Here is an 11,963-nt window from a genome sequence, read left to right as displayed (position 1 = left end):
CTGTGTCGCGGAAGGATCACACTCTCCCACAGTAGTGTCGCACTTTCAAGCCGAGTGAGCTCACGATCGCCCGTTCGTCGACGACCCGCAGCAGCGGATCGCCGAGCAGCCTCCTGGCCATCTCGTACGGCGCCACGACCACCGTGGCCCGCCGTTCCTTGGCGAGCACGCGGCACCCGACGAAGCTGGGGTCGTGGGCGACCACGACGTGGGCCCCCGCCATCATGGCGAGATCGATGACCCGCAGGCCGCGGAAGGGCTCGCTGACCGCGCTGACGACGACGTCGTCCTTGTCGATGACGAGCCGGGTGGCCAGCCGCCGCAGATCGCCCGCGAGCTGCAGGTGGTCGAGCACCCGCCCTCCGTCGAACGCGACGGCCGGCCCCGCGAGCGGCCCGAACTCGACGGCCCCGGCGGTCAGCAGGTCGCCGAACGGCCGGGCGCCCGGCGCGCGCTGGAAGGAGAAGACCTGCTCGACCTGTACGGCGGACGGGTCGCGGAGGCCCTGTGTGATCATCATGCGGGCCTTGCCGGCGTTGCCGAGCACGGTGACGCCGCCGGCCCAGGCCACGGCGTGGACGGCGACCGGCAGCGCGGCCCCGAGCGGCACGTCGACGAGCACGTGGTCGCCGGCCTGCAGGCCGTGGTGACGCAGCCCGGCCGCGGCCCGCGTCACCCGCCGCACGAACCCCGCGTACGACAGCACCTCGCCGGTCCTGACGTCGCTCACCGCCGGATCGTCGCCCTTGGTCGGCGCCGACGCCGTCACCAGCTCTGTCCACGTCATGCCCGCCAATCTAGGGAGCGGGCCCGCGCTTGCCATGCGTACAAATGTGCAGCCGGATATGTAGGTGCGGCCCTGGAGGGACGGCCGGACGATCCGCGACCGATCCTGCCCACAGAAGGGAATCAATTAGAATTGGTGGGTCGCGAGTTCGCGCGGCCGCCCCCACGACAAAGAGCGAGAAGTCATCATGCCTCTGAACAGCCGCGACGACCTGCGGAACATCGCGATCATCGCGCACGTCGACCACGGCAAGACCACACTGGTCGACGCGATGCTCTGGCAGTCCGGGGCCTTCCGCGCCAACCAGGACGTCGACGACCGCGTCATGGACTCCAACGACCTGGAGCGCGAGAAGGGCATCACCATTCTCGCGAAGAACACCGCCGTGCAGCACGGCGGCATGACCATCAACATCATCGACACCCCCGGCCACGCCGACTTCGGCGGCGAGGTCGAGCGTGGCCTGTCGATGGTCGACGGCGTGGTGCTGCTGGTCGACGCCTCTGAGGGGCCGCTGCCGCAGACCCGCTTCGTGCTGCGCAAGGCGCTGGGCGCGAAGATGCCGGTCATCCTCTGCATCAACAAGGTCGACCGTCCCGACGCCCGCATCAGGGAGGTCGTGGACGAGGTCTACGAGCTGTTCATGGACCTCGACGCCACCGAGGAGCAGATCGACTTCCCGATCGTCTACGCCTCGGCGAAGGCCGGCCGGGCCTCGATGAACCGTCCCGACGACGGCGGCATGCCCGACTCCGAGGACCTGGAGCCCTTGTTCGACATCATCAAGTCGACGATCCCGGCGCCCACCTACGACCCGAGCGCCCCGCTGCAGGCCCACGTCACCAACCTCGACGCCTCCTCCTACCTCGGCCGCATCGCGCTCTGCCGCGTCCACCAGGGCCAGATCCGCAAGGGGCAGCAGGTGGCCTGGTGCCGCACCGACGGCTCGATCCAGCGCGTCAAGATCACCGAGCTGCTGATGACGGAGGCGCTGGAGCGCAAGCCGGCCGAGGAGGCGGGCCCCGGTGACATCATCGCCATCGCCGGCATCCCCGACATCATGATCGGCGAGACGCTGGCCGACCCCGAGGACCCGCGCCCGCTGCCGCTGATCACGGTCGACGAGCCGGCCATCTCGATGACGATCGGCACCAACACCTCGCCGCTGGTCGGCAAGGCCAAGGGCACGAAGGTCACCGCCCGCATGGTGAAGGACCGCCTGGAGAAGGAGCTCGTCGGCAACGTGTCGCTGCGCGTGCTGCCGACCGACCGGCCCGACGCCTGGGAGGTGCAGGGCCGCGGCGAGCTGGCGCTGGCCATCCTGGTCGAGCAGATGCGCCGCGAGGGCTACGAGCTGACCGTCGGCAAGCCGCAGGTGGTCACCAAGGAGATCGACGGCAAGGTGCACGAGCCGGTCGAGCGGCTGACGGTCGACTGCCCCGAGGAATACCTCGGCGCGGTCACCCAGCTCCTGGCGGTGCGCAAGGGCCGCATGGAGCACATGACCAACCACGGCACCGGCTGGATCCGGATGGAGTTCGTGGTGCCGGCGCGCGGCCTCATCGGCTTCCGCACCGAGTTCCTCACCGAGACCCGCGGCACCGGCCTGGTGCACCACGTGTTCGAATCGTACGAGCCGTGGTTCGGCGAGCTGCGCACCCGCGCGAGCGGTTCGCTGGTGGCCGACCGTTCCGGCCCGGTGACCGCGTTCGCGATGCTCAACCTGCAGGAGCGCGGCGCGCTGTTCGTCTCCCCCGGCACCGACGTCTACGAAGGCATGATCATCGGGGAGAACTCCCGCTCCGACGACATGGACGTCAACATCACCAAGGAGAAGAAGCTCACCAACATGCGCTCCTCCACCTCGGAGGAGACCGAGAAGGTGATCCCGCCGCGCGTGCTGTCGCTGGAGCAGGCTCTCGAGTTCATCCGCGAGGACGAGTGCGTGGAGATCACCCCCGAGGCGGTGCGCATCCGCAAGGTCGTGCTCGACGGCGCCTCCCGCGCCCGCGCCGCGGCCCGCGCCAAGCGCGCCTGACGGCCCGCGCGTAGCGCCTGTAACGGCCCGCGTACAGCGCCTGAAACGGCCCGCGCCGAGCGGGCCTGACGCTCACCGGCGGGGCAGTTCGCTGCCTCGCACGTGGGCGCAGAGCCAGTCGACCAGCGGCGCGAAGTCGCGCCACGCCGCCGCCACCCGCTCGCGCGCCCCGGCCGTGGACACCCAGGGCTCGGGGTCGAAGCGGATGCCCGCGTACAGCGACTTGTGGCGCAGCAGCCCGATGCGGGGATGGTCGTCGTCGAAGCCGCGCGGCCGGGTCTTCAGCCGCGCGCCCTCCACGGCGTAGCCGGCCGCGGTGAGGGCGTCGGCGAGGGCCGCGAGCGGCTTCCCCGACAGGTCCTCGTCCACGGCCGCCCGGTAGCGGGCGACCTGGTCGGACGCCTGGGTGTAGCAGCCGCCGGCCACGTACAGGCCCGCCGCGCTGATCTCGACGTAGAGCCCGATGCCGGGCAGGCGTTCGACGAACGCCCCTTGATGCGTCTTGTACGGCGACTTGTCCTTGGCGAAGCGCACGTCGCGGTGCGGCCGGAACAGGTGGGCCGGCCCGAACTCGGCGGCCAGCTCGTCGGTGAGCGCGAGCATGGGCGCCCGCACGGCCTCCTCGTAGCCGCGTTTGTGCTCCGCGAAGTAGGTCTTGGAGTTGTCGGCCTCAAGTCCCTCGTAGAACAGGAACGCCTCGTCGGGAAAACCGGTGAAACCCATGCCGCCAGAGTGCCACGCCGCACCGACAGGGCGGCAATCCGATCACCGGCGCTCGGTGTACTCCCTGCCGGGCACGGGCGGGCGGCCGTACAGCTCGGAGACCGTGACGAAGGTGAACCCCCTGCGGAAGAGCGTGTCCAGCAGATGGGGCACGGCCCGGACGGTCGTGGGGTGGATGTCGTGCATGAGGACGATCGAGCCGGGTCCGGCCTTCCCGGCCCGTCGGGCCACGACCTCGGAGACGCGGTCGCGCCAGTCCAAGGTGTCGACGTTCCACAGGATCTGCGCCAGGCCCTCGCGGCGGGTCTCCCTGGCCACGTGCGGGTCGGTCGCCCCGTAGGGGGGCCGCATGAGCCGCATGCGCACCCCCGTGAGCCGCCGCACCAACTCGGTGGTACGCCGCAGCTCGCGGCGCACCCCCTCGGCGGACAGCCCCGTCAGCGCCGGATGGCTCCAGGAGTGGTTGCCGATCTCGTGGCCCTCGTGCACGATGCGCCGGGCGAGGTGCGGGCCGTGGTCGGCGGCCACCATCTGGCCGAGCACGAAGAAGGTGGCCAGGACGCCGCGCCGCTTGAGCATGTCGAGCAGCCGGCCGGTGTGCTCGCCCGGCCCGTCGTCGAAGGTGAGGGCCACGCACTTGATCCGCCCGCAGTCGAACGAGCGGGTGCGCGGCCAGCCGGGCTGGATGGCCGCCAGCCGCTTGGCGAGCCGGTCGGGATCGACGTGGGCCGCCCGCATCGGCACGATCGCGGGCGCCCTGGCCGCCCGCTGGTGCGCCGCCGACTGGGTGACGCACGCCGCCAGGGCGAGCAGGGCCAGCGGCAAGGCCCATACACGCATGATTCCCCCCGAGGCGCCACAGGCGGGGGGCTCACATCATGGATAGTCCCGGGCCGGCGTCCCCCGCAGCTCCCTGGCCAGGTCGTCCCACCAGAGTGGGATATCGGCCTGCAATTCCTGGTAGCGGCGCGCCACGCGTATGGCACATCCGACCGGATCCGTACCCAGATGCCGACGTTTCACCAGTCCTTCCTGCCATCGGTAAAAACCATCTCTATAGCGCACGACCAGACCGATCCACACGGGAATGGTCTCGTCGTCGCCCAGTTCGTACGCGCTGGCGACGCCCCGGCCATGAAGCTCGGCGTGCAGCTTCTCCGTCGCCGCTCGGGCCTCACTCATACGCCACCTCCTACCTGCGGCTTGTCCAGGACATGGGGTAATCATGAAACTCCGGCGGGTGATCCGCAGGTCGTTCGACGTTATTGGTCATGCGTCTCGCGCGGCTCGGCGACGACCATGACGATGCGCAGCTCAGCGGTGCCCTGATTGGCGTAGCGGTGGGGGCGGTCGGCGGTGAACAGCACGGCGTCGTCCTTGCCGACGACGTGGCTCTTGCCGTACACGGTGAGGGTCAGCTCGCCCTCCAGGACGGTCACCATCTCGCGGGTGCCGGGCGGGTGGGCGTCGCCGTCGTGGTGGTCGCCGGGGGCGATGCGCCAGTCCCACAGCTCCAGGATCATCGGCGAGTCGGCGCCGACGAGCAGCCGGGCCCGCACCCCGTCCTGGGTGAAGGTGACCACGTCGGACTTGTCGACGATGCGCACCACGGGCGCGTCGCCGACCTCCACCAGCCGGGCCACGGTCACGCCGAGGGCGGAGGCGATCCTGGTGAGCGTGGACACGCTGGGGTTCGTCCGGCCCTGCTCGACCTGGACGAGCATGCCCCGGCTCACGCCCGACCGGGCGGCGAGCTGGTCCAGCGTGAGCCCGCGGTGGGAGCGCAGGTAGCGGACGTTGCTGGCGATGGCCTGGTTCATGAGCTCGGGGTCTTCCATGCAGTGCAGTCTAGTGATATCCAGTGACAATGCACTGCACTCAATCTGTTGTACTGGAAGGGCAACACATTGGACTTCCGAAAGGAGTGGACGAATGACCGCGGTGATCCTCGCGACCGCCTGCGCGGTGGTGTACGGCACCGCCGACTTCTTCGGCGGCCTGGCCACCCGGCGCACCCAGGTCCTCGCGGTCGTCGTGCTCTCGCAGCTCGCCGGTCTGGCGCTGATCCTCGTCCTGGTGCCGGTGCTGCCGGGCACGGCCGGCGGGCCGGCGCTGCTGTGGGGCCTGGCCGCCGGGCTGTCGGGCGCGGCCGGGCTGGCGCTGTTCTACCGGGCGCTCGCCACCGGCGTGATGTCGGTGGTCGCGCCGACCACGGCGGTGACCTCGGCAGCGCTGCCGGTGCTGTTCGGGCTGGCGACGGGCGAGCGGCCGGCGTTCTGGGCGCTGGTGGGCGTGGCGCTGGCGCTCGGCTCGGTGCTGCTGGTGAGCCAGGACCGCTCGGCCGGCGGAGAGAAGGGCCCCTCCGCCGGGCTCGCGACCGCGCTGCTGGCCGGGGCCGGGTTCGGCGGGTTCTTCATCCTGCTCGCCATGGCCCCCGCCGACGCCGGGCTGTGGCCGCTGGTCGGGGCGCGCATGTCGTCGGTGACGGCGGTGACGCTGGTGGCGCTCGCCACCGGGCGCGCGCTGCGGCCCCAGGCCGGGGCGGGGGCGCTGCGCGTGATCGTGGCGGCGGGCGTCCTGGACATGGTGGCCAACGTCCTCTATCTGCTCGCGCAGCGGCAGGGACTGCTCAGCCTCGTGGCCGTGCTCGTCTCGCTCTACCCGGCCAGCACGCTGCTGCTGGCGAGGCGGGTGCTCGGGGAGCGGCTGAACGGCATCCAGGTGACGGGCGTGGCATGCGCGCTCGGCGCGGTGGCCCTGATAGCCGTTGCGTAGCCCCGGCGCGCTTGTTACGTTTCGCCCGTGCGGCCCGACCGGGCACGGATCAATGGCGGGGGTCTGAGGCACGTCGGCGTGCCGTACGACTCCGAGGACGCCTTTGTCCGGCTCGTGGTGCCGCGCGTGCGGACCGCGCTCACCGAGGGGCGGCGCGTGCTGGTGATCACCGGCCAGGACAACCTGGACCGGCTGACCGACGCCCTGGGCCGCGACGCCGGGCACGTCGACCGGCGGGTGGCGGCCTCCTGGTACGCACACCCCTACCGCACCCTGGCCGCCCTGCACGACTACACCCGTGGCCGGCGCACGCTCGTCGTCGGCGAGCCGGCCTGGGAGGGCAGGAGCGAGCGAGAGGTCCGCGAGCTGATCCGCCACGAGTCGGTGCTCAACGCGGCGCTCGCGCCCTGCACGGCGCTGCTGTTCTGCATGTACGACCTGCGCCGGGCGCCCCCGGCCGCGCTGGCGTACCACGAGGCCAACCATCCGCTGCTGCTCGACGGGGCGGGCGAGACGCCGAGCGCCGGTTTCGTCCCGCCGGGAGAGCTGGTGCTGAGCGGCGACCGCGCGCCGCTGCCCGAGCCGGGGCCCGGCGCGGTGACGATCCGGTTCACCGCCCGCGAGCTGAGACGGCTGCGCCACACCGTCGGCGACTGGGCACGGATCGCCGGGATGGCCGGCGATCTGGTGACGTCGCTGGTCATCAGCGTCTCGGAGATCGCCGCGAACAGCGTGGAGCACGGCGCCGGGTTCGGCACGATCACGATGTGGAACGCCGGCGGTGAGCTGATCTGTGAGATCGCCGATCCCGGCGGAGCCCTGGACGACCCCTTACCCGGCTACATACCACCCGAGCCCGAGTCCCCGAGGGGATACGGGCTCTGGATCAGCAGGCAGCTCTGCGACCTGGTGGAGCTGCGCGCGGAAGGCGGCGTGCTTCGCGTCCGCCTTCACCTGTCTCTGGGTGGGTGACCTTCCGATCAGGCCGCGCGCTGGCTGGGGACGCGCACCGCGCCCTCCTCGCGGGCGTAGTCCTCCAGCATCCCGCGGAGCTGGCGGCGGCCCCGGTGCAGGCGGGACATGACGGTGCCGATGGGCGTGCCCATCCGCTCGGCGATCTCCTTGTACGGGAACCCCTCCACGTCGGCCAGGTAGACGGCCACCCGGAAGTCCTCCGGCAGGGAACGGAGCGCGTTCATCACGACGCTGTCGGGCAGCCGGTCGAGCGCCTCGGTCTCGGCCGAGCGCAGACCCGTCGAGCTGTGCGACTCGGCGGCGTGGAGCTGCCAGTCCTCGATCTCCTCGGCCGCGGACAGCTTCGGCGAACGCTGCTTCTTGCGGTAGTCGTTGATGAAGTTGTTCGTGAGGATGCGGTGCAGCCACGCCTTGAGGTTGGTGCCCTCACGGAACTGGTGGTAGGACGTGTACGCCTTGGCCACCGTCTCCTGGACGAGGTCCTCCGCGTCGGCGGCGTTCCGGGTCAAGCGCATGGCGGACGCGAAAAGCTGCGACGTCACGGGCACGACATCGCGCTCGAACCAGTCCTGGCGCTGCTCATCGGCCATGGTGATCAAAGTTTCATTCCCCCTTGCGCTGTCCCCCGTCTCGGCAAAGGCCGTCTGCCGACGTTCTCATCATGGCAAGTCCCTGCTAAGGGACGCGTTAGCGAGAGTCCGCCAAGGTCAGAAGGGGTTTCCGTCCGTCTGCTCGCGGCGTGCATCATCACGTCCACGGCCGGACAAGTCTCGTTATCATAACACTACCCACCCAATTCCGCAGTAATAGTGGCCAGCATCACAGGGGATAGCGTAAGAGCATGATTTTCGTAGACCGTCACGACTCGCGTACGCGCCGCTGGGTGGCGGAGGCCATACTCAAGGTGGAGGCCGATGCCAACCGGAGTTGCGACACACACCTTCACGTCTTTCCGCTGCCCTCGCACTGGGGAGTAAACCTCTACTTGAAAGACGAGTCGGTGCACCCTACAGGTTCACTCAAACACCGACTCGCTCGCTCACTGTTCCTCTACGGTCTGGCCAACGGCTGGATCGGGCCCACCACCACCGTCGTCGAGGCCTCCAGCGGCTCCACGGCGGTGAGCGAGGCGTACTTCGCCAGGCTGCTGGGCCTGCCCTTCATCGCGGTGATGCCCGCCACCACCTCGCCGGAGAAGATCCACCTCATCGAGTTCTACGGCGGCAAGTGTCATCTGGTGCGCGATCCCGCCACGATCTATGACGAATCTCACCGCCTGGCCGCCGAGACCGGCGGCCATTTCATGGACCAGTTCACCTACGCCGAACGCGCCACCGACTGGCGGGGCAACAACAACATCGCCGAGTCCATCTACTCCCAGATGGCGATGGAGCCGCACCCCGAGCCGGCCTGGATCGTCGTCGGGGCGGGCACCGGCGGCACCTCCTCCACCATCGGCCGCTACATCCGCTACCGCCGCCACCCCACGCGCCTCGCCGTGGTGGACCCCGAAGGCTCGGCCTTCTACCCGAGCTGGACCACCGGCGACGCCACGCTCACCGCGCCCGGCTCGCGGATCGAGGGCATCGGCCGGCCGCGCGTCGAGCCGTCGTTCCAGCCGTCGGTCATCGACCGTATGATCGCGGTGCCCGACGCCCGCTCCATCGCCGCCATGCACTGGACCCGCGAGGTCACCGGACTCGACGTCGGCGGCTCCACGGGCACCAACCTGGCCGCCTGCGTGCAGCTCGTCGACGAGATGCGCCAGGCCGGCGAGCACGGCAGCGTCGTCACGCTCGTCTGCGACAGCGGCGACCGCTACAAGGGCACCTACGGCAACCCCGCCTGGCTCGCCGCGCAGTCGCTCGACATCGAGCCGCACCTCGCCGAGCTGCGCGACTGGCTGGACCAGTAGCGCCGCTCAGCGGGCCGCGCCCAGCAGCTCCGCCAGCCGGGCGGCGTTGCGCTGGGAGTTGTCGCCGCAGCAGTTGTTGGTGAGCACGTGCGTCACCGCGGCCCGCTCCGACAGCCCGGCGATGCGCTCCGCCCAGTCGCGCAGCTCGTCCTCGCCGTACAGGTAGCCGAACCGCTCCTCGATGACCTTGCTCGTCCACCGCTCGGAGTGCCCGTGCAGGCGGACGACGGCGAGGTCCGAGGTGGCGGCGAGCACGGGCGGCACGGACGACGGGTGCCCCTGGGGCATGTCCACGCACACGTACGGCAGGTCGTGCGCGGCCAGGAAGGCGAGCGTGTCCTCCCGGTGCGCGTCGTCCATCCAGGCGGCGTTGCGGAACTCGACGCAGATCCGCATCGGCCGGCACCGGTCGCGGCAGCGCAGGAGATAGCGGCGGTTGCTCTCGCCCGGCGGGAACCACGGCGGGAACTGGAACAGCAGCGCGCCCAGCCGCCCCGCCTCGTGCAGCGGCACGAGCGCGCTCAGGAACCGGTCCCACACCTCCTCGACGACCCCCGGCGGTAAGTCGCGCTGGTAGAGGGTGCGCTTGGGGTTCTCGCCGAGCGCCGCGCGTAAGTCCTTGTGCAGCGCGTCCGGCCGGGTCGGGTGCTGGGTGAGCAGGGAGAACGCCTTGACGTTGAAGGTGAACCCGTCCGGCGTGCGCTCGCGCCACAGCTCGGCCGTGCGCCGCGCGGGCGGGTGGTAGTAGGTGGCGTCCACCTCGACGAGGGGGAAGCGGCTCGCGTAGTGGGCCAGCCTGGCCTCAGGGGTCCTCGCCTCCGGCGGATACCAGCCGGAGGCGAGCAGCGACTTGTCCGTCCACGACGCGGTGCCGACGAGGATCTTGCCCATCGCCGCCACGTACCCCGCGCGGGCGCCGGCTCACACCTCGGCCAGCGCGCGCCCCACGTCCTCGTCGCCCGGCGCCAGGTCGGCGGCGCGCAGCAGATCCCGCCGCGCCCGCTCGGGCAGGCCCGCCGCCCGGAACACCACCGACCGGTTGAACAACAGCTCCGCGCTCTCCTCCACGGCGAGTGCGCGGTCAAGGTCGGCCAGGGCGCCCTCGTGGTCGCCGCGCTCGTGGGCCAGCTCGGCGCGGCCGGCCCACGCCGCCACCAGGCGCGGGTCCAGCTCCAGCGCCCGGTCGTAGGCGGCCCGCGCCTCCTTGGGGTGGCCCTCGGCCTGCTCGACCTGGCCGAGCACGCACAACAGGTGGGGGTCGCGCGGCGCGGCCGCCAGCCCTGCCTGCGCGTCCTCCCTGGCCAGCGCGTACGCCCCGGTCGCCGCGTGGATCCCGGCCCGGTTGACGTAGGCGGGGGCGAAGGCGGGATCCAGCTCCAGCGTGTGGTCCAGGTCGGCGCGGGCGCCCGCCAGATCGCCCGCGGCGTAGCGCAACTCGGAGCGGTTGTAGTACGCCTCGGGGAAGGGCGGGCTGAGCCGCATGACGGCCTCGTAGTCGGCCAGCGCCTCCACCGGGCGGCCGAGCCGGTGCAGCAGGTTGCCCCGGTCGAGGTAGTAGTCGGGGTAGCCGGGGTCGGCGGCGATCGCCCGCCCGTAGTCGGCCAGCGCCTCCTCCGGCCGGCCCGCCATGGCGTGGAGCTGGGCGCGGTTGGCGTACAGCACGAGCCGGTGGATCGGGTGCTCGCCGGCGAGGTCGGTCTCGGCCAGGTCGAGTGCCCGCTCGACGAGCTCCATGGCGGCCTCCGCGCGGCCCCTGCGCACCTCGACGAGGGCCTTGCCGTTGAGGTCGAAGCCCAGGTGGAAGGCGCGCTCGCGGGGGTCGGGCAGCAGGGAGGTGATGGTGACGGCCTCGTTGACCCAGGCCAGGGCCTCCTCCGGGTCGCGCCGGGCCGGGTCGTGGTGCCGTACGAGGATCATGGCCGTGGCGTAGGCCATCGTGGCGCGGTGCCTCGGGTCGGTGACCCGGCGGCGGGCCTCGTCGTAGAGCGCGCGGGCCTCGTCCTCGCGCTCGACGGCCTCCAGAGCGCCGGCGACGCGTTGCAGCAGCCGCTCCCAGCCTCCCGGGTCGTCGTCGTACGCCGTCGCGCGCAGCCTCGCCAGCCCCGACTCGGCCATGGCGTGATGGAAGCCCTCGTCGCGGTAGCGGTCGAAGTCCTCGGGCAGCGGCCCCTCCGACGGCGCGGACGGGCCCTCCTCGATCCGCAGCAGCGCGGGGTCGAGCCGGCGGCGCAGCACCGCGACCAGCTCGGCGTCGGTGGGGTCGGCCTCGGCCAGGTTCGTGACGGTGACCGCGAGCGGGCCCGTCCTGACCAGATGGTCGCGGACGAACTCGGCGAGCCCGTTGGCCAGCCTGAGCGTACGCCGCGCCCCGGGGACCAGCACCCGCTGGGATCGGGGCAGCGCGCCGGCCAGCGAGCGCCTGCGGGCCGGCACGAGGGGCCGCAGGGCGGGCGCCGCCGCCCTGATCTCGATGTCGTACGCGGCGGGCAGCCCGGACCCGCTCTCCAGCGCCTCGGGGACGAGGCGGCCGAGGAGCGCGGCGGCGAAGGTGTAGGGGCCTCCGACGCGGCGGTCCGCGTCGATGACGATCGTGTTCACGCGACCTCTTCCGGTGCGGCCGGCGCCTCTGTGCGGGGAGGCGCCGGCGCGGTCGGCTCAGGACATGTGCCTCGGCGCGGCCGCGGCGGTGACCTTCATGGTCCCTGGCCGGTGTACGACGATCTTCTTCATGGTGGCGCCCTTTCACGTGC

The 11,963-nt window shown here is 71.5% G+C and carries 12 protein-coding genes; 4 read left to right on the top strand and 8 right to left on the bottom strand.

Features of this window, described 5'->3' with window-relative positions:
• Nucleotides 1-16 precede the first annotated feature (16 nt).
• Entirely contained in the window at nucleotides 17-787 is a 771-nt protein-coding gene (locus SMD20_RS38285) for an AMP-binding protein (protein WP_329590630.1), read from the bottom strand.
• Between the two features lie 187 nt (nucleotides 788-974).
• Here SMD20_RS38285 and typA point away from each other — a divergent pair, with 187 nt between their 5' ends.
• Nucleotides 975-2,825, top strand: a complete 1,851-nt coding sequence (gene typA, locus SMD20_RS38280; protein ID WP_329590628.1) for a translational GTPase TypA — start codon at nucleotides 975-977, stop codon at nucleotides 2,823-2,825.
• Nucleotides 2,826-2,897: 72 nt separating this feature from the next.
• Here the strand turns inward: typA and SMD20_RS38275 are convergent, their stop codons facing one another.
• From SMD20_RS38275 to SMD20_RS38260, 4 genes are all read right to left on the bottom strand, one after another.
• A complete protein-coding gene (locus SMD20_RS38275; protein WP_329590626.1) occupies nucleotides 2,898-3,548 on the bottom strand; it encodes a DUF2461 domain-containing protein in 651 nt (216 codons plus the stop codon).
• A gap of 42 nt (nucleotides 3,549-3,590) precedes the next feature.
• Entirely contained in the window at nucleotides 3,591-4,388 is a 798-nt protein-coding gene (locus SMD20_RS38270; RefSeq protein WP_329590624.1) for a polysaccharide deacetylase family protein, read from the bottom strand.
• A 36-nt stretch (nucleotides 4,389-4,424) separates the two neighbouring features.
• The gene (locus tag SMD20_RS38265; protein ID WP_329590622.1) at nucleotides 4,425-4,730 is read right to left on the bottom strand and encodes a hypothetical protein; all 306 of its coding nucleotides are present in this window, start codon (nucleotides 4,728-4,730) and stop codon (nucleotides 4,425-4,427) included.
• A gap of 80 nt (nucleotides 4,731-4,810) precedes the next feature.
• Complete coding sequence (locus SMD20_RS38260; protein WP_329590620.1) at nucleotides 4,811-5,386, bottom strand: helix-turn-helix domain-containing protein; 576 nt, start codon at nucleotides 5,384-5,386, stop codon at nucleotides 4,811-4,813.
• Nucleotides 5,387-5,480: 94 nt separating this feature from the next.
• On the opposite strand from SMD20_RS38260, the gene SMD20_RS38255 reads away from it, so the two are divergent.
• Both SMD20_RS38255 and SMD20_RS38250 read left to right on the top strand, forming a co-directional pair.
• Nucleotides 5,481-6,323, top strand: a complete 843-nt coding sequence (locus tag SMD20_RS38255) for a DMT family transporter (protein ID WP_329590618.1) — start codon at nucleotides 5,481-5,483, stop codon at nucleotides 6,321-6,323.
• Nucleotides 6,324-6,350: 27 nt separating this feature from the next.
• The gene (locus tag SMD20_RS38250; protein WP_329590616.1) at nucleotides 6,351-7,295 is read left to right on the top strand and encodes a sensor histidine kinase; all 945 of its coding nucleotides are present in this window, start codon (nucleotides 6,351-6,353) and stop codon (nucleotides 7,293-7,295) included.
• 8 nt (nucleotides 7,296-7,303) lie between these two features.
• On the opposite strand, the gene SMD20_RS38245 is transcribed toward SMD20_RS38250, so the two are convergent.
• A complete protein-coding gene (locus SMD20_RS38245) occupies nucleotides 7,304-7,888 on the bottom strand; it encodes a sigma-70 family RNA polymerase sigma factor (protein WP_329590614.1) in 585 nt (194 codons plus the stop codon).
• Between the two features lie 251 nt (nucleotides 7,889-8,139).
• Here SMD20_RS38245 and SMD20_RS38240 point away from each other — a divergent pair, with 251 nt between their 5' ends.
• Nucleotides 8,140-9,213, top strand: coding sequence for a PLP-dependent cysteine synthase family protein (locus SMD20_RS38240; protein WP_329590612.1), 1,074 nt, complete (start codon nucleotides 8,140-8,142; stop codon nucleotides 9,211-9,213).
• A gap of 6 nt (nucleotides 9,214-9,219) precedes the next feature.
• Here SMD20_RS38240 and SMD20_RS38235 read toward each other — a convergent pair whose 3' ends face one another.
• Nucleotides 9,220-10,104 (bottom strand): DUF72 domain-containing protein, encoded by an 885-nt coding sequence (locus SMD20_RS38235; protein ID WP_329590611.1) that lies wholly within the window; start codon nucleotides 10,102-10,104, stop codon nucleotides 9,220-9,222.
• A gap of 30 nt (nucleotides 10,105-10,134) precedes the next feature.
• Entirely contained in the window at nucleotides 10,135-11,811 is a 1,677-nt protein-coding gene (locus SMD20_RS38230; RefSeq protein WP_329590610.1) for a tetratricopeptide repeat protein, read from the bottom strand.
• Between the last annotated feature and the right edge of the window lie 152 nt (nucleotides 11,812-11,963).

It is taken from the genome of Nonomuraea sp. LP-02 (assembly GCF_036289125.1).
In the GTDB taxonomy this organism is placed as follows: Bacteria; Actinomycetota; Actinomycetes; order Streptosporangiales; family Streptosporangiaceae; genus Nonomuraea; species Nonomuraea bangladeshensis.
The sequence above is the reverse complement of the archived record's forward strand: the minus strand, read 5'-3'. Positions and strand labels throughout refer to the sequence as shown.

Bases quoted from the DNA above. Each gene is read 5' to 3' on its own strand.
- typA (WP_329590628.1), top strand. From the start codon at position 975: ATGCCTCTGAACAGCCGCGACGACCTGCGGAACATCGCGATCATCGCG.
- SMD20_RS38240 (WP_329590612.1), top strand. From the start codon at position 8,140: ATGATTTTCGTAGACCGTCACGACTCGCGTACGCGCCGCTGGGTGGCG.
- SMD20_RS38270 (WP_329590624.1), bottom strand. From the start codon at position 4,388: ATGCGTGTATGGGCCTTGCCGCTGGCCCTGCTCGCCCTGGCGGCGTGC.
- SMD20_RS38285 (WP_329590630.1), bottom strand. From the start codon at position 787: ATGACGTGGACAGAGCTGGTGACGGCGTCGGCGCCGACCAAGGGCGAC.
- SMD20_RS38235 (WP_329590611.1), bottom strand. From the start codon at position 10,104: ATGGGCAAGATCCTCGTCGGCACCGCGTCGTGGACGGACAAGTCGCTG.
- SMD20_RS38260 (WP_329590620.1), bottom strand. From the start codon at position 5,386: ATGGAAGACCCCGAGCTCATGAACCAGGCCATCGCCAGCAACGTCCGC.
- SMD20_RS38255 (WP_329590618.1), top strand. From the start codon at position 5,481: ATGACCGCGGTGATCCTCGCGACCGCCTGCGCGGTGGTGTACGGCACC.
- SMD20_RS38245 (WP_329590614.1), bottom strand. From the start codon at position 7,888: ATGGCCGATGAGCAGCGCCAGGACTGGTTCGAGCGCGATGTCGTGCCC.
- SMD20_RS38265 (WP_329590622.1), bottom strand. From the start codon at position 4,730: ATGAGTGAGGCCCGAGCGGCGACGGAGAAGCTGCACGCCGAGCTTCAT.
- SMD20_RS38275 (WP_329590626.1), bottom strand. From the start codon at position 3,548: ATGGGTTTCACCGGTTTTCCCGACGAGGCGTTCCTGTTCTACGAGGGA.